This is a genomic window from Paractinoplanes durhamensis (assembly GCF_016862175.1).
Classification (GTDB): domain Bacteria; phylum Actinomycetota; class Actinomycetes; order Mycobacteriales; family Micromonosporaceae; genus Actinoplanes; species Actinoplanes durhamensis.
In genome coordinates this window covers 51,550-77,229 of record NZ_BOML01000032.1, presented here as the reverse complement: position 1 = coordinate 77,229, position 25,680 = coordinate 51,550, and the positions used below count along the sequence as shown (strand labels likewise).

Genomic DNA, 25,680 nt, shown 5'->3' with positions numbered 1-25,680 from the left:
TACCCTGAGCCGCATGAGTGCCCAGGACACGACACCGGACGCCGAGCAGCCCTCGCCGCACGGTCTGTTCCTCGCGCTCGCCGCGCTGATCTGGATGGCCGCCATGCTCTTCTCGGCCCGCGTCTCGATCACCGGCCGGGCGGACGCCGAGATGGAGGTGACCTCCACGGCGTACGCGTTGCCGGGCGCCGTGTCGGCAAGCCTCGTCGCCGGGACCGCGGCGGCCCTCGCCGTGCTCGCCCTCCTCACCCGACGGCGCGCGCTGGGCTCGACCGCCCGGTTCGCGGTAGCCACCGGCACCGGCCTGCTGCTCGGGCTGGCCGGCGCGATGTCGATCATCACGATCAACACCGAGGGGTGGATCTACGCGGTGGTCGGCGGCACGATCGCCGCGGCCGCCACCATCGGCGGGGCGCTCGCCGGTTTCCGGCAGCCCCTGGTGCTGCGGGCGGTGTGCTGGGCCGCGATCGGGGTGTTCCTGGTCGGGTTCGCGCTCAACCTCGTCCAGGACGAGCTGCTCGGCGTCCTCGGCTCGGGCAGCACGCAGGCGTCGCAGGCGAGCGCCGCGCAGTGGTTCTCGTTCCTGCAGTCGCTGCTGTCCGGCCTGGCCGCCGGCATCATCTCGTACTCGATCCTGCGCCGGGCCCGCCGCGGGACCGCGTGGCCGCTCTACGCGCTGGCCGGCGCCGGTCCCGGGCTGCTGCTGGTCGTCGGCGAGGGGCTGACCCGCACCGCCGGCTCCCGGGTGCTCGACCTGGCCGGGAAGGTCAGCGAGCTGGAGCTGGCGGTGCAGCAGATGCTCAGCAGCTCCCGGTTCAACAGCGCGCTGATCGTGCTGTTCGTCGGGGCGATCAGCGCGACGATCGCGATCGGCCGGACGATCCGGCCGGCCGCCTCCGCTGACGAACCGGCCGCCTCCGCTGACGAAGCCGAGGATCAGGCCAAATCGTCCAGCTCCGACACCGCGTACCACTCCAGCTCGTGATCCTCGGCGCCGTCGACCGTGAACTGGGCGTCCGGGTCGCCGGCCAGCGCCTCCTCGATCGCGTCGGCGGCCGCGGCGACCTGCTCGGACGCGTCGGCGCTGTCCACGTGGATCGCCGCCACCTCCTTGAGCGACAGTGCCTGCGGCAGCCGCACGGTGCTGGAGCCGAGCTCGACGTCCTCCCGCACCAATGCGGTGGTCGGCACGTCGGCCGAGACCACGACCCGGCGGCGCGGAGCCGCGGGATCGTGCCGGAGCAGCCGTAGCGCGCCCTGGGCGGCCCGGGTGAACGCCACGTACTCCAGTTCCTCCTCGTCGCCCTCCGCATACCACTCGCGGAGGGCCGGGGTGACCGCGTGCGCTTCCACCGGCCCCTCCCCCAGCTGCCCGGCGGCGCGCAGGGCCGCGAGCATCGGCACGGTGGCCGGCACGTAGACCCGGACCAGATCGGTCATCGGCACGTCACGTCTCCTCCTGCGGCGGGATGGACCGTCCCCGTAGTACACCGTCGTAACGGCACCCGGAAGGCCCATTCCACCAGTCGTGTCCGGATCGTGGCGCGCCGGGGGCTCAACAGCCGCAGGCCAGGGCGAGCGGCGCGGTGAGCGGGTCGGCGTCGGCAGCGACGTCACCGTGGGGGGTACGCAGGACGAGTCCTTCCCGGACCCAGTACTCGACGCCCCCGATCATCTCCCGGACCTGGTAGCCGGCCAGTGCGAAGGCGAGCGCGGCCCGGGTGGCGCCGTTGCAGCCCGGCCCCCAGCAGTAGGTCACCACCGGCACGGCCGGGTCGAGGAGCTCGGCGTGCCGGGCGGCGATCTCGGCGGTGGGCAGGTGCACGGCGCCCGGGATGTGCCCCTGCTCCCAGGCGGCCGTGCTGCGCGAGTCGATCAGCACGAAGCCGGGCTCGCCACCGGCCAGGGCAGCGGCCACGTCGGAGACGTCGGTCTGGAACTCGAGGCGGGCCGCGAAGAAGGCGGCGGCGGTGAAGGTCGTCATGCCGAAAACGCTACGGTCGAGGGCCGGCCCGGGACAGAAGCGTTCCACGGCGCTGCCGCCCGCCGGCCGCGGATTGCCCGGTAGATTGCCGCCATGACCGTGGACTACACCCCCGACCGGACCGATTGGCGCTTGTTGGCCGAGCTGCAGCGGGACGGCCGCGCCTCCTACGCGGAGCTGGCCCGTGCGGTGGCGATGTCACCGAGCGCGGTCGCCGAGCGGGTCCGCCGCATGGAGGAGGCCGGGGTGATCGCCGGCTACCGGGCCGCGGTGGACCCGGAACGGGTCGGCCTGACCGTGATGGCCTTCGTGCGTCTCCGCTACCCCACCGGCAACTACCGGCCGTTCCATGCCCTGCTCGACTCCACCCCCGAGATCGTCGAGGCGCATCACGTCACCGGCGAGGACTGCTTCGTCCTCAAGGTGCTGGCCCGCTCGATGCGCCACCTCGAGGAGGTGAACGGCCGCATCTCCGGCCTGGGCTCGGTGACCACCAGCATCGTCTACTCCAGCCCGCTCTCCGGCCGGGCGATCGCCGAGCCCGGGACGCCCACCGCCACCACCGACCAGTAGGCGCCCCGGGGGTACAGGGGCCTTTCCTAGATGAGGCGCAGCGTCGTGGCCGACCACGCCTGATGGTGCAGCTCCATCCGCAACGCCATGGCCCACGTGCGCTCGCCGGTCACCAGGGCGATCGCGGCCTCGACCGCGCCCGGGCGCGGCTCGCACATGCGCAGGCGGACGACGGCGACCGGGGACGGCCGCCGATGGCCGGCGCGGCGGGCCGGCGGGCCGGTGCTTCTCAGCTCGGCCACCCGGCGGGCGCCGGCCAGACCCTGGGCGACCACGCCGGCCGCCTCCTCGGGGCGGGACAGGTGGCGGAGGTGGGCGGGTGGGCGGTGGCCGTTGAGCACCTCGACGGCCAGCCGCACGAAGCGGTGGACCGCCAGCTTGGCCTCCTGCGAGGCACCGGCCACCACCGAGCGGCGCAGCGGCGGTGGGGGCGGCGCAGGTGGCGGTGGAGGCGGTGGAGGCGGGGACCAGTCGAACGCCATCTGGTGCGCGGTCGCCCAGACGGTGGGCTCGATCTCGTCGTCGAACGGAGGCTCGCAGGGCGGGACCCTCCGGAGGCTGATGGAGGGGCGCGGGCCTCTGGGCGCGATCTCCACCGTCCGTCTCATCCTGCACCCCGATCGTTGCGTTTGCCTGCGTTTGCCTTCGATTCCCTTCAGAAGCGATTGTTGGGGCTCCGGTGACGGAGGGTCAATGTGGATGGACCGATGCGGGAAGACGCGCAAACCGGCCTACTCGGTCAGCGGGTTGCCCCGGACCCACTCGGCGGTCTCGGCGTACTTCTGCTGGATGTATTCCTCCAGCCTGGAGCGCTCCACCCGCCATTGACCGCGCCCGCCGACCTTGATCGCGGGCAGCTCGCCGCTGCGGACCATGTGGTAGACCTGCGAATCCGACACGTTCAGCTCGGCTGCCACGTCGGACAGCAGAAGGAACCTGGGCTCCACGACAGTTCCGCCTCCTAGCTTGCGATCGGCTCAGTTTGCCACCGTTTGCCAGCAAGTAAAGGATGCAGAACGGCCCGCCGGCGACAACGCCGGCGGGCCGCATCAAACGTCAGGTCACGCGCCCCCGGGGGCTCCGTGGCAGCGCTTGTACTTCTTGCCCGAGCCGCAGTAGCAGGGCGCGTTACGCGACGGCCCGGCCGACTCGGCCTGCCCGGACGAGCGGGACGCCCGGCCGGTGGTGTTGTGCGCGGGCGACGGGGGCACCGGCGAGTTGCCGAGGCCGAGCGCCGGCGCCTGCTGCTGCTGGATGACGGGAGCGCCGGCGCCGGCCTCGCCGTCGATCGCGGGCGCCGTGTACTGCAGGGTCTGCGGACGGCGGTTGCCGCCGAGACCCTTGGCCCGCACCTCGACCCGGTCGGACTCGGTGGCGTTGTCGTCGGACATCACCCCGCCGGCCGGCAACGGCACGGCCTTGCTGGGGTCGACGGTGACGTTCGGCGACTCCTCGACCTGGACCTCCAGGTTGAAGAGGAAACCGACCGCCTCCTCCTTGATGCCCTCCATCATCTGGTTGAACATGTCGAAGCCCTCGCGCTGGTACTCCACGACGGGGTCGCGCTGCGCGTAGGCCCGGAGGCTGATGCCCTCCTGCAGGTAGTCCATCTCGTACAGGTGCTCGCGCCACTTGCGGTCGATGACCGCGAGCAGCACCTGACGCTCGAGCTCACGGATCGCCTCGGCGCCGAGTTCCTCCTCGCGGCCGACGTAGGCGGCGGCCGCGTCGTCCTTGAGCTGCTGGATCAGGAACTCCTGGTCGATGGTGCCGCGCTCGCCGCCGGACTCCTCGATGATGTCGTCGATCGTGAGGGTGACCGGGTAGAGCCGCTTGAGGTTGGTCCACAGCTGGTCGAGGTCCCAGTCCTCGGAGTAGCCCTCGGACGTGGCCGCCAGGACGATGTCGCCGACCACGTCGGAGACCATGTGCTGGGCCTGGTCGTGCATGTCCTCGCCGTCGAGCACCCGCTTGCGCTCGGCGTAGATGACCTGGCGCTGCTTGTTGAGCACCTCGTCGTACTTCAGGACGTTCTTGCGGATCTCGGCGTTCTGACCCTCGATCTGGGTCTGCGCGCTGCGGATCTGCCGGGTCACCATCTTGGACTCGATCGGCACGTCCTCGGGGATGTTGAAGCGCTCCATGACCGCTTCGACCGCACCCGCCCGGAACCGCTTCATCAGGTCGTCCTGCAGCGACAGGTAGAACCGGGACTCACCCGGGTCGCCCTGCCGACCGGAGCGGCCGCGCAGCTGGTTGTCGATGCGGCGGGAGTCGTGCCGCTCGGTGCCGAGAACGTAGAGCCCGCCGGCCGAGGTCACCTCGGAGGCCTCGGCCTCACAGGCCTCCTTCCACGCGGGAAGGACCTCCTCGAGCGCCTTCGCGTACTCCTCGGGGCTCTCCGCCGCGTCGAGACCGCGCTGGTGCAGCTCGGCCGAGGCGAGGAACTCCGGGTTGCCGCCGAGCAGGATGTCGGTGCCACGGCCGGCCATGTTCGTCGCGACCGTGACGCCGCCCTTACGGCCGGCCTGCGCGATGATCGTGGCTTCCTGGGCGTGGAACTTCGCGTTGAGCACCGAGTGCGGGATGCCGCGGCGGCGCAGCAGGGTCGAGAGGATCTCGGAGTTTTCCACCGAGACCGTGCCGACGAGCACCGGCTGGCCGGTGGCGTGCCGCTCGGCGATGTCCTCGATGACCGCGTCGAACTTGGCCTTCTCGGTCTTGTAGATGACGTCCGGGTGATCGATCCGGATCATCGGGCGGTGCGTCGGGATCGACACCACGCCGACCTTGTAGACGCTGTTGAACTCGCCGGCCTCGGTCTGCGCCGTACCGGTCATGCCGCCGAGCTTCTCGTACAGCCGGAAGTAGTTCTGCAGGGTGACGGTCGCCAGGGTCTGATTCTCCTGCTTGACCTCCACCCCCTCCTTCGCCTCGATGGCCTGGTGCATGCCCTCGTTGTAGCGACGACCGTGCAGGATGCGGCCGGTGAACTCGTCGACGATGAGGACCTCGCCGTCCTCGTTGACGATGTAGTCCTTGTCCCGCTTGTAGAGCTCCTTGGCCTTGATGGCGTTGTTCAGGTAGCCGACCAGCGGGGTGTTCACCGACTCGTACAGGTTGTCGATGCCGATCCGGTCCTCGACCTTGGCCACGCCGCGCTCGGTGATCGCGATGGTCCGCTTGGCCTCGTCGACGTCGTAGTCGGCCTCGCCCTCCTTGCCCCGCTGCAGGCGGGCGACCAGGGCGGCGAACTCGCCGTACCACCGGGCCGAGTGTTCGGCCGGGCCGGAGATGATCAGCGGGGTACGCGCCTCGTCGATCAGGATCGAGTCGACCTCGTCGACGATCGCGAAGTTGTGGCCGCGCTGCACCAGCTCGTCCCGCGACCACGCCATGTTGTCGCGGAGGTAGTCGAAGCCGAACTCGTTGTTCGTCCCGTACGTGATGTCGCACGCGTACGCGGCCTTGTGCTCGACGGACGGCCGGTTCGGCAGGATCACGCCGACGGAGAGCCCGAGGAACGTGTGCACGCGCCCGACCCACTCGGCGTCGCGCTGGGCGAGATAGTCGTTCACCGTGATGATGTGCACGCCCTTGCCACTCAACGCGTTGAGGTAGGCCGGGAACACGCCGGTCAGGGTCTTGCCCTCACCGGTCTTCATCTCCGGGATGTTGCCGAAGTGCAGCGCGGCGCCGCCCATCAGCTGAACGTTGTACGCCCGCTGGCCGAGCACCCGCTTGGCGCCCTCACGGGCCACCGCGAACGCCTCGGGCAGCAGCGAGTCGAGCGTCTCGCCCTCCTCGTAGCGTTCTTTGAACTGCTGGGTGCACTCCCGCAACTCGTCATCGGTCAGGTCGACGTAGTCTTCCTCGATCGAATTGACCGCGTCCGCGATCGCCTTGAGCCGGCGCACCATGCGGCCTTCGCCGGCACGTAGGACCTTTTCCAATATCGACACGGGTCAGCGCTCCCCTAGACAGTCTGCCGGACCATCGTAGGCACCCCCTCGCGGAACCTGTGACCCGAGCCTCCAGTAAACCGCACAAACGGCGCGAAACATGGCATGGAGTTCGCTGAGAGCGCAGCGTTTCCGGCAGGATTACCCCCGAAAACGGCACCATCGGGAGGCAATTTGAGCATCACCACGGAGATCACCGGCGCTGGCGTGCGCCTACGGGCATTTCGCCCGGAGGATCTCGAAGCGGTCGCCGCCGGTTACGACGATCCACTCTGCTTCCGGTTCCTGCCACCACTGCCCTCGCCGTTCACCCTCGCACACGCCGAACGCTTCCTCAGCGAGGGCGTGACCTCGGTGTTCGCCGAGGGTGGAGCGGTCTACGCGATCGCCGATCCCGGCTCCGACGAGGTGCTCGGCGGCATCGGTTTCGACAAGGTGATACCCAGCCGCGGCCAGGCCGAGATCGGCTACTGGGTGGCCTCCTGGGCCCGCCATCGCGGGGTGGCCACCGCGGCCGTCCGCGCCCTGAGCGCGCACGCCCTCGGCACCGGACTCGCCCGGCTGGAACTACTCACCCATTGGGATAATCCGGTGAGTCAGCGTGTCGCGCTCGCGGCCGGCTATCGGCGCGAGGGAGTCCGCCGTGCCGCGATGCCCGGCCGCGACGGTGGCCGCGAGGATCTGGTGGCATTCGCCCGGCTGGCCGGCGACTCCGGTGAGCCGACCCCACGCCTCCTGCCCGACCTGCCCGGCGGCGAGCTCACCGACGGCGTCGTGACCCTGCGCCCGGCCGGCCCGGCGGACACCGACTTCATCGTCCGGCTGCGCAGCCTGCCCGAGGTCTGGCAGACCAGCGTGCCGGCCGAGCCGCCGGACCCGGCCCAGGTCGCCGAGCGATGCCTGCGGGCCCCGGCCCAGTGGCTGGCCGGCACCCGTGCCGAGTTGGTGATCACCGACGTGGCCACCGGGGCCCCGGCCGGCGAGATCGCGTTGTTCTACGAGGAGCCGCCCACCGGGCAGGCGATGATCGGCTACAGCATGATGCCGGCCTTCCGGGGGCGTGGCTTCATGACCCGGGCGGCCCAGATGGTCGCGCTGTGGGCATTCGCGGAAACGGACATCGCCCGCCTCATTGCGGGAACGCTTCCGTCGAACGCGGGATCGCAGCGGGTGTTGGAGAAGGCTGGGTTCCGCCGCGAGGCGTACCTCAGATCGCGGTTGCCCGGCCCGGGCAAGACGCGCGTGGACGACGTGCAGTTCGTCCTCCTCGCCGAGGACCTCCTGACCGAAGGCCCCCGGCTCGATGGCTGAGGCCTCATCCGCTCAGGCGGGGGTCTCCAGCGAAAGAATCCCGTAGTCGTAGCCGCGTCGCCGGTAGACGACGCTCGGCCGGCCGCTGTCCTTGTCGAGGAACAGGTAGAAGTCGTGGCCGACGAGCTCCATCTGGAAGAGGGCATCATCGACGGTCATCGGATCGGCGGGGTGCTCTTTCTCCCGCACGATGCGCCACGGCTGATCCTCGTCGTGCTCGGCGAGGGCGGTGGCGACGGAGGACGACTCCTCGGCGGCCGTGGTGGCCATGCTCAGATCGGTGGGCAGGCCGGCGGTCGCAGCCGCTACCGAGACGGGGGCGTGCCGCCCGCGGTGGACCCGGCGGCGGTCGGCGGAACGCCGCAGCCGGCCGTCGAGTTTGGTTATTGCTAGGTCCAGGGCTGCGTAGAAGTCCTTGGCGCAGGCCTCGGCCCGGATTACCGGACCTCTGGTCATGACGGTGATCTCGACGCGCTGGCACGTGTCCGCCTGCCGTGGATTGCGTTCGTGGAACAGCTCCACGTCGGCGCGGATCAGCTTCTGGTCGTAGCGTTCGACCTTGCTCAGCTTGTCGGCGACGTGTTCCCGATAGTGGTCGGGAACCTCTACGTTGCGGCCCTTGACGACAATGTCCACTCGTGACCTCCCCCAACGTTTTGTTCAGCGGGCGCCCTGATCGACCTAGGTGCCGGGGGCGCCGAAATGCGACGCGCTGCTGGTTACGGTGACGCCCGTTCCGCTCGGCTTGGGGAGCTCACGCGGCGTGACCGATCGCGAATGCGACGACTCCTTTCCGGTGGCCCTGAAGCGGATGACTCCGCGCTCTCCCGGTGGGCGAGTAGGCGATGAAACCTACCCTCGTCACCAAGACGCTAACGTGCCGATGCTCCCGCGTCACCCCTCGTTTCGGATACCTGATCCGTGACCTTTGGCCCTTTCGGTACCACGAGGCGGTTATCCGGAGAATTTTCCCCGGGAGGCTCGGCGCAGTCGAGTCGCGGCCAACACTGCGGCACCCGTGACCTGCATGTCCGCCTCCTTCAGGCGACGCGTCACCGCGGCCAGCGTGGCCCCGGTCGTGACGATGTCGTCGACCACCACAAGCGTGCCCCCGAACCGGGTCGCGCGTCGGCGAAATCCGATCAGAGCGGAGCGGATTCGCAGCGAACTCTCAGCCGCCGCACGGCGTTCGGCGGCAGAAAGTGACGCAGAGTCAGGTCTCGGTAACGCTCGGAGCGGCCGGACCACGCCAGCCTCCCAACCGGCCCCGCGCAGCCGTCGCACCGCCTGTCCGGCGAGACGTGCCATGTGGTCGCCGCCGCGCGCACGCATCGCCGCGGCGGTGGACGGCACCGTCAGCAGGGTGACCGGGCGGTCCCGCGGGGCGAGCTCGGCCACCGCGGCGGCGAGCAGCATCCCGAGCGGCCGGGCCAGCCGGTGCCGGCCGCGCTCCTTGTAGGCGAGCAGAGCACCCCGTAACGGCCCCTGATAGGTCCCCACGGCGACGCACGGGGGCAGGCCGGGTGGCGGGGGGCTCGGCGCGGTCCGGAACGGCCGCAGGGCTTCCAGGAGGGTCGCGCACCCGGCGCACATCCCGTAGCGCAGCGGGAGCCGCTCGGCGCCGCAGCCGGCACATGGCGCGGGCAGCACCAGATCGGCGAGATCGGCAAGAAACGCGACGGCCATCCGCGATCGGCTCCGGCTCGGCTAGTCGAGGAAGAACGGCGCGGTCGGTGCCGCCCCGGCCGGCGGCGCGCTGGCGGCCGGGCCGGCCAGGTCGGCCGCGGTGATCCGGACCGGCTCGCCGAGCACGTCCCAGGCGTCACCCGCGGTCTCGTACGCCTCCGAGTCCGAATTTTCCTCGCGGGACACCGGGTTGGCCGGGTACGCCGTGAGGTAGATGACCGTCTCCTTGCCGATGTCGGTGAGCCGCGCATAGGTCAGCGCCCCGTCGACCGACACGTCCATCACCGCGGACCGCCCGTCGGCCCGGGTGCCGGCCACCGCCAGGTAGGTCTCGCTGCTCCAGGCGACCGCCGCGACCGAGCTGAAGTTGGGCGGCTGCAGCTGCTCCGGCGCGCTCAGGGTCAGCGCGTCGCCGCCGGTGTCGAGCACCGTGCGGTAGAGCCGGCCGCCGGCCACCAGTGCGACCCGGTAGCCGTCCGGCGCCACCGAGATCGCGGTGATCGCGCCCGGGTCGCCCTGCCACTCGACCGGCACCGCCTTCGCCCCGCCGACGCCGAAGCTGTAGAGCTTCCCGTTCGCGGTGATCAGGCCGATCGCGCCGCTCGGGTCGTTGTCGGGGGTGATCGCCCAGACCGGCCGGCCCAGGTTGCCGGTGAGGCCGGGCACCTCGACCAGGTCGTTCTGCTGGCCGATCCGGGCCACCGCGACCCGCAGCTTCGGGCTCTTGCCGGCGCCGGTCACCGCGGCCACGTAGGTGTGCGTGGCCGAGGAACTCATCGCGGCCGACACGAAACCCTTGTTGTCCGGCGACTTGATCACCGGGATCGGGTCGGCCGGCTGCGCCGAGTCGTTGAGCCGGCGGATCGAGGAGTTGTAGACGACGAAGCGCTCCGGCCGGTCGGCCAGCCGGGCGGCGACGTTGCTGTCCTGGTAGTCGATGCCGGAGTAGCGAACCGGGTCCTGGTTGCCGATCTTGAGCTCGAGGTCGCGCGGGATCAGATCTCGCAGCGACCACTGCAACTGCCGGCGCAGCCGGTCGAGCGACTTGTCGTCGCCGGTCGGCACGGCCTGGGCGCTCAGCGTGACCTGCAGCGTCTCGTTGGCGGCGGCGGGCACGTTGTCGGGCGCGGCGGTGCCCGTCGGCAGGCCGTGCACGGTGTCGCCGAGCCAGGAGGCCGGCCCGTTGACCAGCCAGTTGAGGATCGTGGTGGGCTGCTGGACGCTGGGCAGGCTGCGTGGCATGTAGCGCAGGTCGGGCACCAGCGCGGTGTTGTCGTTGTTCCAGAAGTAGACCGTGCGGCGCAGGTAGTAGTCGTTCAGCGCGGTATCGGTCATCAACAGCCCACGCGGTGGCGGCGAGGTGATGAACAGGCCGGCCTCGCCGACCGTGCCGACCTTCAATTTGTATTCGGTGTCGGCGGGCGACGGATCGGGCGACGGCTCCAGCACGCCGTTGCTCTTGAGCGTGCCGACCTGCTGGGCCCGGAAGGTGATCTCGGGATCGCCGGGGGTGTAGAGCAGCTTGTCGGTCAGCCGGATCACCCGGACGTCGGCGGTGGCCGGGAAGCCGGGCTTGGCGTCCTCGGAGAGGAACGATTTCACCCGGTTGACCGCCCCCTCGGGGTCGCCCGCCGCGGCCTGCAGGTAGTAATTCACCAGCTGGGCCGGGTCGGTGGCGGACTCCCGCTTGGGTGGCTCGGAGGGCACGCTGTCGTCGGTGGTGGCGAAGCCGGCCGACGGCCCGTCGCCGATCACGGTCACGTCGGTGTCGTCCGGGATGCCGCAGCCGCCGGCCAGCAGCACGGCGGCCAGGGCGAGCGTTGCGTACCGGCGCATCAGATCACCTCGGCCGTCTCGTCGCTGAGCCGGCCGTTGACGGCGGAGCTGTCGATGGCCGGCACCCGGTCGCGCGGGATCAGCGTCAGCGGCGCGGCCACCAGCCGGTCACCGGAGCGCACCGGCAGGGTCAGCCGGAACTGGGCGCCCTCGCCGGGCGCGCCCCACGCCTCCAGCCAGCCGCCGTGCAGCCGGGCGTCCTCGGCGCTGATCGACAGGCCGAGGCCGGTGCCGCCGGTCTGCCGGGCCCGGGACGGGTCGGCCCGCCAGAACCGGTTGAAGACAAGGCGTTCCTCGCCGGGCTTGAGGCCGATGCCGTGGTCGCGCACGGTCACCGCGACCGCCGCCTCGTCGCAGGCCAGGGTGATCTGCACCGGCCGGCCCTCGCCGTGCTCGACGGCGTTGCCGACCAGGTTGCGCAGCACCCGTTCGATCCGGCGCGGGTCGATCTCGGCGATCACCGGGGCCTCCGGCACGCGCAGCTCGAGGGTGACCCCGACCCGGTCGGCCAGGCCGGTCAGCCGGTCGGCGACCCGCTGCACGATCGGGACCAGGTCGGCGTGCTCGGCGTCCAGGGCGGCGAAGCCGGCGTCGAAGCGGCTGATCTCCAGCAGGTCGGTGAGCAGGCTCTCGAAGCGGTCCAGCTCGGCCTGCAACAGCTCGGCGCTGCGGGCCACGGCCGGGTCGAAGTCTTCTCGCTCGGAGAAGATCAGGTCGGCGGCCATCCGCACGGTGGTCAGCGGGGTGCGCAGCTCGTGCGAGACGTCCGAGGTGAAGCGCCGCTGCAGCCGGGACATCTCCTCCAGCCGGACGATCTGCCGCTGCAGGTTGGCCGCCATCTGGTTGAACGACGCGGCGAGCAGCGCCAGATCGTCCTCGCCGTCCACCTTCATCCGCTGGTCGAGCAGGCCGGCCGAGAGCCGCTGGGCGGTCCGCGCCGCATCCCGCACCGGGAGCACCACCAGGCGGGTGACCAGGCCGGCCACCACCCCCAGCAGGATGACCAGGGCCAGACCGGTGACCAGCACGGTGGTGCGGATCTGATTGGCCGCGCTGTCCTCGGTGGTCAGCGGCACCAGGTAGTAGAGCTCGACGTGCCCGAAGCTGGTCGGCACCGGCGACCCGTAGACCAGGAACTTGGTCTGCCGGCCGTCCACCTGGGCGGTGCGGACCTGCTCGGCGACCTTGCCGTCGCGGGACACCGCCCGGATCAGGTCGGCGGTGATCAGCTCGCTGGTGTCCATCTTCGCCGAGGTGACCGCGTCGATCTCGGTGGTGAACTGGTCGGCGCGCAGGGACACCACCGAGCCACCGGACTCGGCCGGGTCGTCGTCGGCCAGCACGTCCACCGTGGTGTTGACGGTCGCCTGCAGTCGCGGGTCGCGCGCCTGGCGGTGCACGCTCAGCTGGGAGGCCGCATATTTCACCTTGCCGGCCATCGACGACTGGACCTCGTCCTGCGCGCGATTGAGCAGGATCTTGGCGCTGCGCTCGGCCACGAAGAAGCCGAACGCCCCGACCAGCAGGCTGGACGCGACAAGGGTCAGCGCCACCACCCGCAGTTGCAGCGAGCGCCGCCACTCGCGGCGGGCCGGGGCCAGGAACCGCTCCAGCCGGCGAGCGGACACGCGGAAGTAGCGCCGGAGCACCCTCAGGGTGCGCCGCACGGGCATCGGAAGCCAGGCCGGGGCACGCATCTCGCGGGCAAGGTTAGCCCCTCGGGGCTATTACCCGGTGCCCGCCTTGTAGCCGACCCCCCGGACGGTAAGGATGATCTCCGGCCGTTCCGGATCCGGCTCGATCTTCGCGCGCAGCCGCTGGACGTGCACGTTCACCAGCCGGGTGTCGGCCGCGTGGCGGTAGCCCCAGACCTGCTCGAGCAGCACCTCGCGGGTGAACACCTGCCGCGGTTTGCGGGCGAGCGCGACCAGCAGGTCGAACTCGAGCGGGGTCAGCTTGACCTCCTCGTCGTCGCGGGACACGGTGTGCGCCGGGACGTCGATGGTGATCTGGTTGCCGGGCGGCCCGATGGTGAGCATCTCCGGCGCCGCGTCCTCGCCCCGGCGCAGGCGGGCACGCATCCGCGCCACCAGCTCCTTGGGCTTGAACGGCTTGACCACGTAGTCGTCGGCGCCGGACTCGAGACCGAGCACCACGTCGACGGTGTCGCTCTTGGCGGTGAGCATGACGATCGGGATGCCGGACTCGGCGCGGATCGCCCGCGCCACGTCGATGCCGCTCATGCCGGGCAGCATCAGGTCGAGCAGCACGATGTCCGGCCGGCTCTCCCGGAAGGCGGCCAGGGCGCGTTCGCCGTCGGCGACGAAGGAGGGCAGGAAACCCTCGCTCCGCAGAACGATGCCGAGCATCTCGGCCAACGCTGGGTCGTCATCGACGACGAGTACCCGGGCTCTCATGCGGTCCAATATTGCACTGTCCTCCCCGGTACCGCGTACCCCGGTGCCGATCTTGCCGGCGGAAGGCCGCCGGAAGCTACGCGAAAAGGGCACGGCCCCAGTAATCGTCCGGCCCGCTGACGCCGGGAGGACAGGCGAAAAGGCCACTGGAGACGTGCCGGAGGTACTCGTTCATCGCGTCGTGCCGGGCAAGATTCAGCTGAATGGGTACGAAATGCGTACGCGGATCCCGCTGGTACGCGATGAAGAACAACCCCGCGTTGAGCCGGCCGAGCCCGTCCGAGCCGTCCACGAAGTTGTAGCCGCGGCGCAGCAGGTGCGCGCCGGAGTTGGTGGTCGGGTGGGCCAGCCGGACGTGTGCGTCGGCCAGGATCGAGGTCGACGTCAGGTCCGGCTCGTCGAACTCCTGGCCCTGGCCGATCGGGGCACCCTCGCCCTTGGTCCGGCCGACGATGTCCTCCTGCTCGCCGAGCGAGGTACGGTCCCACGTCTCGATCAGCATCCGGATCTTGCGGGTCACCATGTACGACCCGCCGGCCATCCACTCCGGCCCGTCCCCGGTCGCCGCCCACAGGTGCTCGCGCAGCAGGTCGGTCTCCTCGGCCTTGAGGTTGGCGGTGCCGTCCTTGAAGCCGAACAGGTTGCGCGGCGTCGCCTGGGTGGTCGAGGTGGACGACGTCCGCCCGAAGCCGAGTTGCGACCAGCGCACGCTGACCACGCCCATCCCGATCCGGGCCAGGTTGCGGATCGCATGCACCGCCACCTGCGGATCGTTCGCGCAGGCCTGCACGCCGATGTCGCCGGCGGAGAGGGCCGCGTCGATGGTGTCACCCGGGAAGTGCGGCAGGTCGGCCAGCGCGGCCGGCTTGCGCGCGGCCAGGCCGAAGCGGTCCTTGCCGGTGGCGTCGCGGAACAGCGTGGGCCCGAAGCCGATGGTGATGGTGAGCCCGGCGGCGGGCAGGCCGATGGCCTCGCCGGTGTCGTCCGGCGGCGCCTCGAGGATCCCGGCGACGGCGCCGACCTCGCCGGCATCCTTGCCCGCAGTCATCCGGGCGGCGGCCGCGGTCCAGTCCTTGAGCAGCTGGATCAGGCGATCGCGGTCCTTGGTGAGGACGTCGAACGCGACGAAATGCAGCCGGTCCTGAGCCGGCGTGACGATGCCGGCCTGTACCGGCCCGTAGAACGCCACCTGGTCGGCGACCGGGGCGGCGGACGGCGCGGAGTCCTGGCGGGCCAGGGCACCACCGATGGCAGCGGCGCCGGCCACACCGGCCACACCGGCACCGGCGAGCGCGATGGCTCGCCGGCGCGACACTTGCGAAGACGACATGAGAAACCTACTTCTGGGCGATGACCCCGGCGATCTTGCTGATCGGCTCGGCGAGCGCGTTGATCACGTCGGAGAGGCCCTTCAGCTCGGTCTGGGAGAGTTCGTTCTGGTACTTCCATCCGTCGCCGACGCGGTACTTCGCGAGCTCGTTGTCGACGTTGGTGAAGGCGGTGTCGATCTGCTTGACCAGGTCGGGGTTGCGCTGCTCAAGGGCCGGGCGCAGAGCCGCGACCGCCGCCTGCGAGCCGTCCACGTTCGCCGCGAAGTCCCACAGGTCGGTGTGCGAGTAGCGGTCCTCCTCGCCGGTGATCTTGCTGTTGGCGACCTCGTCGAGCAGTTCCTTGGCGCCGTTGGCCAGCTGCAGCGGGGACAGCTTCTCGGCCTTGGCCTTGGCCACGACCTCCTTGACGTCGGTCAGCAGCTGGTCGGCGACGGGGCCGTCCTTGCTGATGTCCTTGGTCGCCCAGAGGTCCTTCTCGATCTTGTGGAAGCCGGAGAAGGGCAGCTCGGCGGTGGCGTCGTCCTCGCGGCCGTCGATCTTCGGGTCGAGGTCACCGAAGATCTCCGCGACCGGCTCGATCCGCTCGTAGTAGGTGCGGGCGATCGGGAACAGCGTCTTCGACTTCTCGATGTCGCCGCCCTTGACCGCGGTCACGAAGTCGGTGGTCTTCTCGACCAGCGCCTCGCTCTGCGAGGTGATGTAGCGGCTGTAGCTCTCGGTCGCCTGCGCCAGCGCGGCGTCCTCGGTGAGCGGCGCCGCCGAGCCGGAGACGGTCAGGTCGGCCCGGATGCCGGCGCCGATCATGCCCGGCTTGCAGGCGGTCTGGTAGGTGCCGGCGGGCAGCTCGACACGCAGCTCGCGGGAGAGGCCGGGGGTGATGTTCTCGACCTCGCCCATCACCCGGTCGCCGGCCGCGTAGACGTAGAACTCGGTGACCTTGTTGCCCGAGTTGGCGATCTGGAAGACGTGGGTGCCGGCGTCGAGGGTGTTCTTGCCGACCTCGCAGGCCGTGTCGGAGGCCTTGACGGCGATCGGGCCGCCGGCGGACGCGGCGGTGTCATCCGACTTGTCGCCACAGGCGGCGACGGCGCTGACCGTGACCAGCGCGAGAATCAAAGGGGTGCGGCGCACGTGTCTCTCCTATGCGGGGGCGGGTTCGGCCTTGACCGGCTTGCGGGCCGGCCAGAGGAAAAAGACCAGGGCGGGGATGAGATAGAGCACCCAGGCCACGATCTCGAGCACGCTCGGCTGCGGGGTGATGTTGAACATTCCGGCGAGCAGGGTCGCGTACCAGGTGGACGGGTCGAGGAAGCTCGCCGCGTCGTACGCCATGTTGCCGATGCCGGGCAGGAACTCGGCCTCCTGCAACGAGTGCACGCCGTACTTGAAGATGCCGGCGGCGACCAGGATGAGCAGCACGCCGGTCCACTTGAAGAAGACCGACAGGTTGATCCGGACCGCCGTCGCGAACATCAGATAGCCGATCAGGATCGCGGTCGCGATGCCCCCGAGCAGCGCGACCAGCGGCCCCCCGTTGAGGTCGGCGCCCTGCACCGCGGCGTAGAAGATCAGCGACGTCTCCAGGCCCTCGCGGACCACCGCCAGGAACGCCATGAAGCCGACCGCGAACGAGCCGACCGCCAGCGCGTCCTCGAGCTTGTTGCGCAGCTCACCGGCGATGCCGCGGGCCGCCCGCCGCATCCAGAAGATCATCCAGGTGACGAAGCAGACCGCCGCGATCGAGGTGATCGCCTCGAAACTCTCCTGCTGCTTGAAGTCCTTGAGCAGCGTGGTCTCGGTGTAGCTGAGGAGCCAGCCGAACAGGACCGAGATCGCCACGGCCGCGGCGACGCCGATCCACACCAGCTTCAGCTTGTCCTTGCGGTCGGATTTGACCAGGAACGCGACGAGGATGCTGACCACCAGAGTGGCCTCCAACCCCTCGCGCAGGCCGATGAGGTAGGTGGCGAACATGTCACTCCGAAGCTAAGGCGACCCTAAGTTAGGTTGGGCATACCTTAGCCAGACAGCCGGAAGTCCCGTCAAGGGGGTCCTACGTTTTGTAGGTCACAAGACAAGAAAAAGGGCGGCCCCGAATCAGGGCCGCCCTCGGAACGCGGATCAGGCGCGGTCGAACTCACCGGCCCGGACACCCGCGATGAAGCCGCCCCACTGGGGCGCGGCGAACGAGAGCACGGGACCGTCGGCGTCCTTCGAGTCGCGCATCAGCACGGCCGCCGGAACATTCGCGACCTCGACGCAGTGCCCCGCGGCACCACTCCGAGTGCTCTTACGCCAGGTGAGATTGGCGTCCTGCATGGCAGTCCCCTTCCAGGATTGAGGCACTCCCATTTCAGCTCAAGAAGTGGCCGAAACGCGGAGGGCGTCCTCCCTTTCAGCGATAGCCGTTCGGCTGTCTTCTGGCGACAATGAGCGTTTCCGCAGGTCGTTGAGGGCGTCGCGGTAGACCTCGAGTTCGCCGGGCTTCACTCGGAAGAGACCTCCGGTCAGCCCTTCGATGTGGACGACCGGGGCGCGGGTGCCCTCCGCGAAGTCCAGAACCATGAACGACTCGGTCTGCCCGGCGTGCGCACCGGCCGAGAACGGCAGGATCAACAGCTCGATGCCGGGCCGCCGGCTGTCCTCGGTGAGCCGGGCCAACTGACGCAGCAACACGTCCCGGCCGCCGACCTCCCGGTAGAGCACCGCCTCGTCGAGAACCATCCGCAACATCGGCGGCGGGTCCCGGGTCAGCACCGCCTGGCGGGCCATCCGCAGCGCGAGCCGGCGCTGGATCACATCCGGATCGTCCACGTCGGCGCCGGCCTCGATCACCGCCCGGGCGTACTCCCCGGTCTGCAGCAGGCCCGGCACGACCTGCGCCTCCCACTCGCCGATCAGACAGGCCTCGCCCTCCAGGGCGAGATATTCGTCGTACGGGTCGGGCACCGACGACCGGTACTGCGTCCACCAGGCCCGGTCCCGGCCGCGACGGGCCAGATCGCGCAGCCGGTCGCGATCTTCCACCCGGACGCCGTAGGTGGTCAGCAGGCGGTCGAGATCGTCCTCGGTGATCGCGGTGTGGGCCGTCTCGATCCGGCTCAGCTTCGACTCGGACCAGCCCAGCGCGGTGGCGACCGTCGCACCGCGACGCTCGCCACGAAGCCGGCGCAGCTCGCTGCCGAGCTCGCGCCGCGCGGTAGAAGTTGGTCGGCCCACGCCGTCACCATAGACACGCTTCGGTGTCTCTCTGCAACTTGCATTGCACACTATGCACTTGCATGCAGGTCAGGCGGCATGGAGTAATGAACGTGAGACGACGGGGATCACGGTAGCGGCAACTGCCGGACACCCCCGGAGAGATCGAGCCCTCGTCCGGCGGCGGACGAGGGCTCGATCATGCGATCAGTAGCGGTAGAGCTCCGGCTTGTACGGTCCCTCGACCGCGACACCCAGGTAGGCGGCCTGCTCCTTGGTGAGCTCGGTCAGCCGGACCCCGAGCGCGGCGAGGTGCAGGCGGGCGACCTTCTCGTCCAGGTGCTTCGGCAGCACGTACACCCCGACCGGGTAGTCCTCGGTCTTGGTGAACAGCTCGATCTGGGCGATCGTCTGGTTCGAGAAGCTGCTGCTCATCACGAACGACGGGTGCCCGGTCGCGTTGCCCAGGTTGAGCAGGCGCCCCTCGGACAGCACGATGATCGAGTGCCCGTCGGCGAACCGCCACTCGTCGACCTGCGGCTTGATGGTGATCCTCGTGGTGTCCGCCCGCCGGGTCAGGCCCGCCATATCGATCTCATTGTCGAAATGTCCGATGTTTCCGACGATCGCCTGGTGCTTCATCCGGCTCATGTGCTCGTGGGTGATCACGTCGAAGCACCCGGTCGCGGTCACGAAGATGTCCGCGGAGGAGACCACGTCGTCGATCGTGGCGACCTGGTAGCCGTCCATCGCGGCCTGCAGGGCGCAGATCGGGTCGACCTCGGTGACGATCACCCGGGCGCCCTGGCCACGCAGCGACTCGGCGCAGCCCTTGCCCACGTCGCCGTAGCCGAGGACGACCGCCACCTTGCCGCCGATCAGCACGTCGGTGGCCCGGTTGATGCCGTCGATCAGCGAGTGCCGGCAGCCGTACTTGTTGTCGAACTTGCTCTTGGTCACCGAGTCGTTCACGTTGATCGCCGGGAACAGCAGGGTGCCGTTCTGCTGCATCTCGTACAGCCGGTGCACGCCGGTCGTGGTCTCCTCGGTGACGCCCTTGATGCCGGCCGCCACCCGTGTCCACCGCCGGTCGTCCTCCGCCAGCGAGCGGGCGAGCACGCCGAGGATCACCGCGTACTCCTCGGAGTCGGCCGACGAGGCCGACGGCACCGCACCGAGCTTCTCGACCTCGGCACCCTTGTGCACCAGCAGCGTCGCGTCCCCGCCGTCGTCCAGGATCATGTTGGGCGCCTCGCCGTCCGGCCACAGCAGGACCTGCTCGGTGCACCACCAGTACTCCTCGAGCGACTCGCCCTTCCAGGCGAACACCGGCACACCCTGCGGCTCCTCCGGCGTTCCCGCGCAGCCGACGACGATCGCGGCGGCCGCATGGTCCTGCGTCGAGAAGATGTTGCAGGAGGCCCAGCGCACCTGCGCGCCGAGCGCGGTCAGCGTCTCGATCAGGACCGCGGTCTGAATGGTCATGTGCAGCGAGCCGGTGATCCGGGCGCCGCGCAACGGCCGGCTCGGCCCGAATTCGCGCCGCAGCGACATCAGCCCCGGCATCTCGTGCTCGGCCAGCTCGATCTCCTTGCGACCGAAAGCGGCGAGCGACAGGTCGGCGACCTTGAAATCGCCGGCGGAAACCGTCCGCGGACGGCTGGTAATGGTCATCCAAGCTCCTCATGCGGATGGCGATGCACGTGCCTGACGCTTGGCACCCACGCCCGGCGACCCCAACCATCAAGACCACTTCATGGGTACGCGGGTGGACAGTCCACAACCGCACCGGCGCGCGGCCCGCCTCTCGGCGCGATCATCTGCAACACCGGCGCGTGACGCGCCTTTCGCGTGCGGCACGCCCACGCCGGCGTCGCCCCTGAAATGCAGCGTCGTCCCCGAAACGCGGCCCGGACCGGAATAGCGAACGGGGCGACAGGCCTAGACCCGCCGCCCCGTTCATCCCCCCGGTTTGGTACCGCGCGCGTCCGTGGGACCCCCCGATCACCAATGACGCTGCGTGGTTATAGATTCACACTCCGCAGTCGCCCATGTCAAGCAAATCGGGAAATTTCGTATCTAGACGGGCGGGTCGCGTCACTCTACGCACACGTGCAACGGTCCCAGCCCAGCCGAACTTCACACGCGAGAGGCGCGGCACGCGCCGGTGTGGCAAATCGGTCGCGCCGAGAGGCGGGCCGGGCGCCGGTGCGGTTGTGGACCGGCCGCCGCGTACCCGTGAAGTGGTCTTGATCTGGTTATGCCGGGACCGTGGCGATGAACGCCTGGCCGGCGCCGGCGATCTTCAGCTTGCCCGCGTCGGCGGGCGCATAGGCAGCGTTTCCGCAGGTCAGCTCGATGGGCGTGCCGTCGATGGACTCGCCGACGAACATGTCGCCGGCGGTGGCCAGAATGATCCGCGGGCCGTCGGCCGGAACCTCGACCGGCGCGCCGGTGCCGTCCACCTCGACGCGGTAGAGCACGAAGTCGGGGATCGGAACCGGCCAGGTCAGGATGCCGGGCGCCACCTCGGTCGCACGCAGGATCGGGTCGTCGAGGACCTCGAAGCGCAGCACCTTCAGGAGCTCGGGGACGTCGACCCGCTTCGGGGTGAGGCCGCCGCGCAGCACGTTGTCGCTGGCCGCCATGAGCTCGACGCCGGCGCCCTTGAGGTAGGCGTGCAGGTTGCCGGCGGGCATCCAGATGGCCTCGCCGGGCTGCAGGCGGACGTGGTTGAGCAGCAGCGCCACCAGGACGCCGGGATCGCCGGGGTAGAAGCCGGCCAGGCTGGTGGCCAGCTCGCTGGTGCCGGCCGCCACCACCGCGTCGATCAGCTCCCGGCGGTCGCCCTCGGGCCAGCTGAGCAGGGTCTGCACCGCCCCCGCGAGGTCGCCGGCGCGCAGCGCCGCCACCACCGGGCCCAGCGCGTCGATCCCGAAGGCCTCGATGTCGTCGGCGGCCGCTCCGGGCGCCCGGAAACCGCACAGCGCCTCGAACGGGGTGATCGCCACCAGCATCTCGGGCTTGTGGTTGGCGTCGGTGTAATTCTTGGGCAGGCTCGGGTCGGCTTCCTGGCGGGCGTAGGCCGCGCGCGCGTACTCCAGCGAGGGGTGCGCCTGCAGCGACAGCGGCGCCCCGGCCGCGAGGACCTTGAGCAGGAAGGGCAGGCGGGGGCCGAAAACGGCCGCCACCTGCTCCCCCAGCTGCGCTTTCGGGTTGTCGGCGATGAGCCCGGGCAGGCTGACCTGCGCGCCCTCGACCGTGACCGTGGACGGATCGCCGGGGTGGGCGCCCAGCCACAACTCGGCCTCGGGGGCCTCGGTCGGGCTGGGCCGGCCCTGCAGGTCGGCGATCACACTGTGCGAGCCCCAGGCGTAGGGGCGGATGACACCGGTGAGTGCGTACACGCTCATGGGATGGCTCTGCCTTTAATCCGTTTCAGGGTGGCGGGCGGGGCGCTGGGACGGCAGCTGCTACGCCGTGGCCGGGGCACCCTCGGCGACCGCGCCGGCCTTGCGCTCGCTGAAGATGTCCGGCTCGATGTAGATCACCCGGGCGATCGGCACCGCCTCGCGGATCCGCACCTCGGTCTCGTCGATGTGCGTCGCCAGATCGTCGGCCCGCTCGGCCCGCGGCACCGCGATCTTCACCGCGACCAGCAGCTCCTCCGGGCCCAGGTGCAGGGTCTTCATGTGGATGATCCGCTCGATGCCGTCGCCGGCCAGGATCGCCTGCTCGATCTTGCGGACCTCTTCCGGGTTGGCGCCCTCACCGATCAGCAGGCTCTTCGTCTCGATCGCCAGCACCACCGCGATCGCCACCAGCAGCACACCGATCGCCGCGGTGCCGATGCCGTCCCACACCCCGTCGCCGGTGATCAGCGTGAGGCTGACCCCGAACAGGGCCAGCACCAGGCCGATCAGGGCACCGGCGTCCTCGAGCAGCACCACCGGCAGCTCCGGCGCCTTGGCCCGGCGGACGAAGTTGACCCAGGTGGTCTTGCCCCGGGTGTGGTTGGACTCCTTGATCGCGGTCATGAACGAGTAGCTCTCCAGGCCGATCGCCACGACCAGGACCGCGATCGGGACCCACTGCCAACCGTGGATCGGCTCCGGGTGCCGGATCTTGTGGTAGCCCTCGTAGAGCGCGAACAGACCACCGACGCTGAACAGCACGATCGACACGATGAACGCGTAGATGTAGCGCTCCCGGCCGTAGCCGAACGGGTGCTCGGGCGTCGCCTTCCGCTTCGCCTGCTTGCCGCCGAGCAGCAACAGGAGTTGGTTGCCCGAGTCGGCCAGCGAGTGGATCGCCTCGGCCAGCATCGACGACGAGTTGGTGAGCAACCACGCGATGAACTTGGTGACGGCGATGCCGAGATTCGCGGTCAGCGCCGCGAGAATCGCTTTGGTGCCACCCTCAGAACTCACTGAATTCCCTCTGGCATCGGGTTCGACAGCTCCTTCATCTCGCTGATGGCGGGGACGGCCATCGGGTCGAGTCCATGTGCCAGAGCAAGATACAGCGAAGCGAAGTCGGGCACCGCGGTGAGCGAGGCCAGCCGTTCCAGCGCCGAGCCGCCCTCGGCGGTCAGCACGTCGCAGCGCACCCCGCGCCGCTCGGCCAGGGTCCGCACGGCGTCGGCGCGGCGTTCCTCGACGGCGACCGGCTCGTCCGCGTCGTCCTCGGGGTTGAGGCCGCCGTCGCGGAACAGCACGAGACGCAGCCGGGTGCCGAGCGCCTCCTCGGCCTCGTCGGGGTCGGCGAAGATGTCCCGGGACGACTCGGCGAGACCGCCGAAGACGCCGTCGAGCAGGCCGACCCGGCCGCGCCCGGCCTCGCCGAGCGCACCGGCCATCACCGGGTAGCGCGCGTTGGCGGCGAGCGTGTCGGCGAAGCGGCGGGCGGCCACGGTGGCCAGCGGGGACGAGCCCCAGACGATCGGGATCGAGCCGGCCAGCCCGAGCGCGAGCGACTTGGCCGGGTTGACGAACGAGTCGGCACCGGGCCGGCAGCGCTCGGCGTCGGCGTCGAGCCGGGTCGCGGTCTCGGCCAGGTCGGCCTCGTTGACCTTGACCAGGCCGATCGCGCGCGCGGCGAGCAGCACCGGCACGGCCAGGCCCCAGAGGCTGGCCCGGGCGGGTGCCCGGCGCGGCACCGGGATGAACGGCGAGCGGGCCCGCTCGGCCATCGCCTGCAGCTCGGTGTCGGGGTTGCCGATCGCGACCAGCCGGGCACCGCGGCGGACCGCGGCCTCGGCGGCGGCGAGCGCCTCGGGGCTGCGGCCGGAGGCGGATACGGCGAAGACCACGTCGGCCGCGCCCACCCAGCCGGGGATGCCGGCGCTGCGGTGCCCGATGATCGGCACCGGGCAGCGCGGACCGGCCACGGTGGCCAGGATGTTGCCGGTCAGACCGGCGGTGCCGATGCCGGCCACGACGACCGCCCGGGGGCGGCCCTCGTCGGCCATCACGCTCAGGTCGGCCTCGGCGGCCAGGGCCGCCGACTCGCGGACCTGGGCGCCGGCCGACGCGGTGGCGCGCAGCATGCCGCCCGGGTCGTTGGCCAGCATCGACTTCTCGTCGTCGAGCAACGACTCGTCGGCGATGCGGTGGCCGTTGACGCCGGACCGGCCCTCCAGCGGGGTGGCCATCAGGCCTCCTTCGCGGAGGGCGTCCGCGCCTCGTCGAGAAGCAGAACGGGGATGTCGTCGCGGATCTCGAAGATCCGGCCGCACTCCGTGCAGGTGAGCGTTTGCGCCTCCGCGTCGTGGGTCAACGGCGCATGATGCGTGTCCGGGCAGGCCAGGATGTCCAGCAACTGCGGATCGAGGGCCACCGAACGACTCCTTTACGGATGGGGATAACGAGCCTCCCGATCCTACCGGCGGACGATCGCCAGCACTTCGTCCCTCAGCGATGCCATCCGATCCGGCTTCGGCGCCTCCACGTTGAGCCGCAGCAACGGCTCGGTGTTGGACGCGCGCAGGTTGAACCAGGCGCCGTCGGCGAGCGTCACGGTCATGCCGTCCAGCTCGTCGAACGTGGCGTCCGGGAACGCCGCCCGGACGTCGGCGACCCGTGCCGGGGCGTCGCCCACCGTGGAGTTGATCTCGCCGGACGCGGTGTACCGCTCGAACTCGGCGGCGAACTCGGACAGCGGCCGGGCCTGCCCGCCGAGCGCGGCCAGCACGTGCATCGCGGCCAGCATGCCGGTGTCGGCGAACCAGAAGTCGCGGAAGTAGTAGTGCGCCGAGTGCTCGCCGCCGAAGACCGCGTTGGTGCGGGCCATCTCGGCCTTGATGAACGAGTGGCCGACCCGGCTGCGAACCGGCTTGCCGCCGTTCTCAGTGATGATCTCCGGCACCGCGGCCGAGGTGATCAGGTTGTGGATGATCGTGCTGCCCGGGAACTTGGCCAGCTCGCGCTTGGCGACCAGCGCGGTGACCGCCGAGGGCGAGACCGGGTCGCCGTTCTCGTCGATGATGAAGCAGCGGTCGGCGTCGCCGTCGAACGCGACGCCGATGTCGGCGCCCTGCTCGCGGATGGCCTCCTGCAGGTCGACGAGGTTGGCCGGGTCGAGCGGGTTGGCCTCGTGGTTGGGGAACGAGCCGTCCAGCTCGAAGTACATCGGCACGATGGTCAGCGGCAGGGCCGGCAGCACCTGGTCGCCGAGCACGGCCGGGACGGTGAAACCGCCCATGCCGTTGCCCGCGTCCACGATGACCTTGAGCGGGCGAATGCCGGACAGGTCGACCAGCGAGCGCAGGTGCTCGGCGTAGTCGCGCAGCAGGTCGCGGCTCTCGACCTGGGGCGGCACGTCGGCCTCGGCGTTCAGGTCGTTGAGCAGCATCTCGGCGCGGCGGCGGACCACGGCGAGGCCGCTGTCCTGGCCGACCGGCCTGGCGCCGGCCCGGCAGAGCTTGATCCCGTTGTACTGCGCCGGGTTGTGGCTGGCGGTGAACATCGCGCCGGGCAGACCGAGGGCACCGGAGGCGTAGTAGAGCTGGTCGGTGGAGCCGAGACCGGTGTTGATCACGGCCGCGCCGGCCGCGTTGGCGCCGCGGGCGAAGGCGGCGGCCAGGCCGGGGCCGGACTCGCGCATGTCGTGCGCGATCACGATCTGGTCCGCGTCGTCGCCCGACTCGCGCAGCATCTCGACGAAGGCGGTGCCGAGCGCCCGGGCCACGGCCTCGTTGAACTGGTCAGGCACCGTTCCACGGACGTCGTACGCCTTGACGATCTTGGACAGATCAGACAATTCTCCCCCTCACCCCGTTGATTCCCGCTGAGAGTAGCCGAGGCATGAGAACAAGAAGGTGGCAACGCAAGGCCGCCACTGTTACGGGTTGTCTTGTCGTCCGGGGTGATGCGGGTCACGAT

24 protein-coding genes and 1 pseudogene are annotated in these 25,680 nt (G+C 70.3%); 3 read left to right on the top strand and 22 right to left on the bottom strand.

Annotation, left to right across the window (positions count from 1 at the left end):
- Positions 1-13 precede the first annotated feature (13 nt).
- The gene (locus Adu01nite_RS19410) at positions 14-985 is read left to right on the top strand and encodes a hypothetical protein (protein ID WP_203728309.1); all 972 of its coding nucleotides are present in this window, start codon (positions 14-16) and stop codon (positions 983-985) included.
- On the opposite strand, the gene Adu01nite_RS19405 is transcribed toward Adu01nite_RS19410, so the two are convergent.
- Together Adu01nite_RS19405 and Adu01nite_RS19400 are read right to left on the bottom strand one after the other, a co-directional pair.
- The gene (locus Adu01nite_RS19405; protein WP_203728341.1) at positions 937-1,440 is read right to left on the bottom strand and encodes a DUF6912 family protein; all 504 of its coding nucleotides are present in this window, start codon (positions 1,438-1,440) and stop codon (positions 937-939) included. The two genes, Adu01nite_RS19410 and Adu01nite_RS19405, sit on opposite strands and share 49 nt — an antisense overlap.
- 115 nt (positions 1,441-1,555) lie before the next feature.
- A complete protein-coding gene (locus Adu01nite_RS19400; protein WP_203728308.1) occupies positions 1,556-1,984 on the bottom strand; it encodes a rhodanese-like domain-containing protein in 429 nt (142 codons plus the stop codon).
- A 93-nt stretch (positions 1,985-2,077) separates the two neighbouring features.
- Between Adu01nite_RS19400 and Adu01nite_RS19395 the strand changes: the two genes are divergently transcribed.
- Positions 2,078-2,557: an Lrp/AsnC family transcriptional regulator gene (locus tag Adu01nite_RS19395; protein ID WP_203728307.1), complete on the top strand. Its 480-nt coding sequence runs from the start codon at positions 2,078-2,080 to the stop codon at positions 2,555-2,557.
- 26 nt (positions 2,558-2,583) lie between these two features.
- On the opposite strand, the gene Adu01nite_RS19390 is transcribed toward Adu01nite_RS19395, so the two are convergent.
- The 4 genes and pseudogenes from Adu01nite_RS19390 to secA form a co-directional block, all read right to left on the bottom strand.
- Positions 2,584-3,165, bottom strand: a complete 582-nt coding sequence (locus Adu01nite_RS19390; RefSeq protein WP_203728306.1) for an Rv3235 family protein — start codon at positions 3,163-3,165, stop codon at positions 2,584-2,586.
- A 123-nt stretch (positions 3,166-3,288) separates the two neighbouring features.
- Entirely contained in the window at positions 3,289-3,504 is a 216-nt protein-coding gene (locus tag Adu01nite_RS19385) for a helix-turn-helix transcriptional regulator (protein WP_203728305.1), read from the bottom strand.
- A gap of 114 nt (positions 3,505-3,618) precedes the next feature.
- A complete protein-coding gene (locus Adu01nite_RS49140) occupies positions 3,619-3,948 on the bottom strand; it encodes an SEC-C metal-binding domain-containing protein (RefSeq protein WP_438871087.1) in 330 nt (109 codons plus the stop codon).
- 56 nt (positions 3,949-4,004) lie between these two features.
- Positions 4,005-6,519: pseudogene (gene secA / locus Adu01nite_RS19380) on the bottom strand (preprotein translocase subunit SecA); the annotation flags it as partial.
- Between the two features lie 180 nt (positions 6,520-6,699).
- Here secA and Adu01nite_RS19375 point away from each other — a divergent pair.
- A complete protein-coding gene (locus tag Adu01nite_RS19375; protein ID WP_239132538.1) occupies positions 6,700-7,830 on the top strand; it encodes a GNAT family N-acetyltransferase in 1,131 nt (376 codons plus the stop codon).
- 12 nt (positions 7,831-7,842) lie between these two features.
- Here the strand turns inward: Adu01nite_RS19375 and hpf are convergent, their stop codons facing one another.
- From hpf to Adu01nite_RS19295, 16 genes are all read right to left on the bottom strand, one after another.
- The gene (gene hpf, locus Adu01nite_RS19370; protein ID WP_203728302.1) at positions 7,843-8,466 is read right to left on the bottom strand and encodes a ribosome hibernation-promoting factor, HPF/YfiA family; all 624 of its coding nucleotides are present in this window, start codon (positions 8,464-8,466) and stop codon (positions 7,843-7,845) included.
- A 318-nt stretch (positions 8,467-8,784) separates the two neighbouring features.
- Positions 8,785-9,516, bottom strand: coding sequence for a ComF family protein (locus tag Adu01nite_RS19365; RefSeq protein ID WP_203728301.1), 732 nt, complete (start codon positions 9,514-9,516; stop codon positions 8,785-8,787).
- 21 nt (positions 9,517-9,537) lie between these two features.
- The gene (locus Adu01nite_RS19360; protein ID WP_203728300.1) at positions 9,538-11,352 is read right to left on the bottom strand and encodes an LpqB family beta-propeller domain-containing protein; all 1,815 of its coding nucleotides are present in this window, start codon (positions 11,350-11,352) and stop codon (positions 9,538-9,540) included.
- Entirely contained in the window at positions 11,352-13,025 is a 1,674-nt protein-coding gene (gene mtrB, locus Adu01nite_RS19355; protein WP_203728299.1) for an MtrAB system histidine kinase MtrB, read from the bottom strand. The genes Adu01nite_RS19360 and mtrB overlap by 1 nt, the downstream gene beginning before the upstream one ends.
- Positions 13,026-13,079: 54 nt before the next feature.
- Complete coding sequence (gene mtrA / locus Adu01nite_RS19350) at positions 13,080-13,769, bottom strand: MtrAB system response regulator MtrA (RefSeq protein ID WP_203728298.1); 690 nt, start codon at positions 13,767-13,769, stop codon at positions 13,080-13,082.
- A 76-nt stretch (positions 13,770-13,845) separates the two neighbouring features.
- Positions 13,846-15,099 carry an iron uptake transporter deferrochelatase/peroxidase subunit gene (gene efeB / locus Adu01nite_RS19345; RefSeq protein ID WP_203728297.1) on the bottom strand — a complete coding sequence of 418 codons (1,254 nt, stop codon included), beginning with the start codon at positions 15,097-15,099 and terminating at the stop codon, positions 13,846-13,848.
- A gap of 7 nt (positions 15,100-15,106) precedes the next feature.
- A complete protein-coding gene (gene efeO / locus Adu01nite_RS19340; protein WP_275414673.1) occupies positions 15,107-16,231 on the bottom strand; it encodes an iron uptake system protein EfeO in 1,125 nt (374 codons plus the stop codon).
- 9 nt (positions 16,232-16,240) lie between these two features.
- Positions 16,241-17,074 (bottom strand): iron uptake transporter permease EfeU, encoded by an 834-nt coding sequence (efeU, locus tag Adu01nite_RS19335; protein ID WP_203728296.1) that lies wholly within the window; start codon positions 17,072-17,074, stop codon positions 16,241-16,243.
- A gap of 147 nt (positions 17,075-17,221) precedes the next feature.
- Complete coding sequence (locus Adu01nite_RS19330) at positions 17,222-17,419, bottom strand: DUF397 domain-containing protein (RefSeq protein ID WP_203728295.1); 198 nt, start codon at positions 17,417-17,419, stop codon at positions 17,222-17,224.
- Between the two features lie 39 nt (positions 17,420-17,458).
- Complete coding sequence (locus tag Adu01nite_RS19325; RefSeq protein ID WP_203728294.1) at positions 17,459-18,319, bottom strand: helix-turn-helix domain-containing protein; 861 nt, start codon at positions 18,317-18,319, stop codon at positions 17,459-17,461.
- 186 nt (positions 18,320-18,505) lie between these two features.
- Entirely contained in the window at positions 18,506-19,972 is a 1,467-nt protein-coding gene (ahcY, locus tag Adu01nite_RS19320) for an adenosylhomocysteinase (RefSeq protein ID WP_203728293.1), read from the bottom strand.
- 584 nt (positions 19,973-20,556) lie between these two features.
- Complete coding sequence (gene manA / locus Adu01nite_RS19315; protein ID WP_203728339.1) at positions 20,557-21,705, bottom strand: mannose-6-phosphate isomerase, class I; 1,149 nt, start codon at positions 21,703-21,705, stop codon at positions 20,557-20,559.
- Positions 21,706-21,771: 66 nt separating this feature from the next.
- Entirely contained in the window at positions 21,772-22,728 is a 957-nt protein-coding gene (locus Adu01nite_RS19310) for a cation diffusion facilitator family transporter (protein ID WP_203728292.1), read from the bottom strand.
- The gene (locus tag Adu01nite_RS19305; RefSeq protein ID WP_203728291.1) at positions 22,725-23,951 is read right to left on the bottom strand and encodes an SIS domain-containing protein; all 1,227 of its coding nucleotides are present in this window, start codon (positions 23,949-23,951) and stop codon (positions 22,725-22,727) included. Before Adu01nite_RS19305 ends, Adu01nite_RS19310 begins: the two co-directional genes overlap by 4 nt.
- Positions 23,951-24,136 carry a Trm112 family protein gene (locus Adu01nite_RS19300; RefSeq protein ID WP_203728290.1) on the bottom strand — a complete coding sequence of 62 codons (186 nt, stop codon included), beginning with the start codon at positions 24,134-24,136 and terminating at the stop codon, positions 23,951-23,953. Before Adu01nite_RS19300 ends, Adu01nite_RS19305 begins: the two co-directional genes overlap by 1 nt.
- Positions 24,137-24,178: 42 nt before the next feature.
- Positions 24,179-25,558 (bottom strand): phosphomannomutase/phosphoglucomutase, encoded by a 1,380-nt coding sequence (locus tag Adu01nite_RS19295; protein WP_203728289.1) that lies wholly within the window; start codon positions 25,556-25,558, stop codon positions 24,179-24,181.
- Positions 25,559-25,680: the final 122 nt, after the last annotated feature.

Excerpts from the sequence above, each read along its gene's own strand:
- mtrA (WP_203728298.1), bottom strand. The coding sequence starts at position 13,769 with ATGAGAGCCCGGGTACTCGTCGTCGATGACGACCCAGCGTTGGCCGAG.
- ahcY (WP_203728293.1), bottom strand. The coding sequence starts at position 19,972 with ATGACCATTACCAGCCGTCCGCGGACGGTTTCCGCCGGCGATTTCAAG.
- Adu01nite_RS19405 (WP_203728341.1), bottom strand. The coding sequence starts at position 1,440 with ATGACCGATCTGGTCCGGGTCTACGTGCCGGCCACCGTGCCGATGCTC.
- mtrB (WP_203728299.1), bottom strand. The coding sequence starts at position 13,025 with ATGCCCGTGCGGCGCACCCTGAGGGTGCTCCGGCGCTACTTCCGCGTG.
- Adu01nite_RS19395 (WP_203728307.1), top strand. The coding sequence starts at position 2,078 with ATGACCGTGGACTACACCCCCGACCGGACCGATTGGCGCTTGTTGGCC.
- Adu01nite_RS19330 (WP_203728295.1), bottom strand. The coding sequence starts at position 17,419 with ATGCAGGACGCCAATCTCACCTGGCGTAAGAGCACTCGGAGTGGTGCC.
- Adu01nite_RS19400 (WP_203728308.1), bottom strand. The coding sequence starts at position 1,984 with ATGACGACCTTCACCGCCGCCGCCTTCTTCGCGGCCCGCCTCGAGTTC.
- Adu01nite_RS19410 (WP_203728309.1), top strand. The coding sequence starts at position 14 with ATGAGTGCCCAGGACACGACACCGGACGCCGAGCAGCCCTCGCCGCAC.
- Adu01nite_RS19390 (WP_203728306.1), bottom strand. The coding sequence starts at position 3,165 with ATGAGACGGACGGTGGAGATCGCGCCCAGAGGCCCGCGCCCCTCCATC.
- efeB (WP_203728297.1), bottom strand. The coding sequence starts at position 15,099 with ATGTCGTCTTCGCAAGTGTCGCGCCGGCGAGCCATCGCGCTCGCCGGT.
- Adu01nite_RS19360 (WP_203728300.1), bottom strand. The coding sequence starts at position 11,352 with ATGCGCCGGTACGCAACGCTCGCCCTGGCCGCCGTGCTGCTGGCCGGC.
- Adu01nite_RS19365 (WP_203728301.1), bottom strand. The coding sequence starts at position 9,516 with ATGGCCGTCGCGTTTCTTGCCGATCTCGCCGATCTGGTGCTGCCCGCG.
- Adu01nite_RS49140 (WP_438871087.1), bottom strand. The coding sequence starts at position 3,948 with ATGTCCGACGACAACGCCACCGAGTCCGACCGGGTCGAGGTGCGGGCC.
- Adu01nite_RS19305 (WP_203728291.1), bottom strand. The coding sequence starts at position 23,951 with ATGGCCACCCCGCTGGAGGGCCGGTCCGGCGTCAACGGCCACCGCATC.
- efeU (WP_203728296.1), bottom strand. The coding sequence starts at position 17,074 with ATGTTCGCCACCTACCTCATCGGCCTGCGCGAGGGGTTGGAGGCCACT.